The organism is Vibrio sp. CCUG 15886 (assembly GCF_028570825.1).
Classification (GTDB): domain Bacteria; phylum Pseudomonadota; class Gammaproteobacteria; order Enterobacterales; family Vibrionaceae; genus Vibrio; species Vibrio vulnificus_B.
The window spans coordinates 1-590 of sequence record NZ_JAQQBT010000057.1 but is presented as its reverse complement, the minus strand read 5'-3'; the positions used below and the strand labels follow the sequence as shown (position 1 = coordinate 590).

The 590-nt window shown below is 44.4% G+C and carries 1 protein-coding gene; it reads left to right on the top strand.

Annotated elements, in window-relative coordinates:
• Window positions 1-428, top strand: a 428-nt coding sequence (locus tag PQQ36_RS22540; protein ID WP_273662753.1) for an IS630 family transposase, incomplete at its 5' end; no start/stop codon positions are given.
• Between the last annotated feature and the right edge of the window lie 162 nt (window positions 429-590).

Genomic DNA, 590 nt, shown 5'->3' with positions numbered 1-590 from the left:
TAAAACAGCAGCAGTTTGAATATGCGTATTTGTTTGGCTCAGTATGCCCCGCTAGAGGTATTGGTGAGGCAATGGTCGTTCCTTGGGTTAACAAGAACATTATGGTTGAGCATTTGAAGCAGCTCTCCGCGGTGACCGAAAAAGGTCGTCACGCAGTGGTCATTATGGATGGCGCGGGTTGGCATACCAATGACATTGCTGAGCCATTTGACAATGTCAGTATCATCAAGCTCCCACCCTATTCACCAGAGCTAAACCCAATAGAACAAGTGTGGAGTTGGTTAAGACAACACTCTCTCGCCAATCAATCTTTTGCGGATTACGAAGACATTGTCTCCAAAGTATGTAGGGCTTGGAATAGTTTTTTGGAATGTTCGGCCAGAGTCAGACAGATGTGCTCGAGAAGATGGATAGACCTGACCAGTTAATTTTCCAGATTGGTATTAGTAGTGGTGAAGTGCTGATATTTGACAACTAGGGGTTTGACACAAATCCCTTCTTATTATCAAACACCAGAAATGACGAAAGCCTGCAAATTACTTTGCAGGCTTTCTATGTAGTGGCGGAGAGATAGGGATTTGAACCCTAGG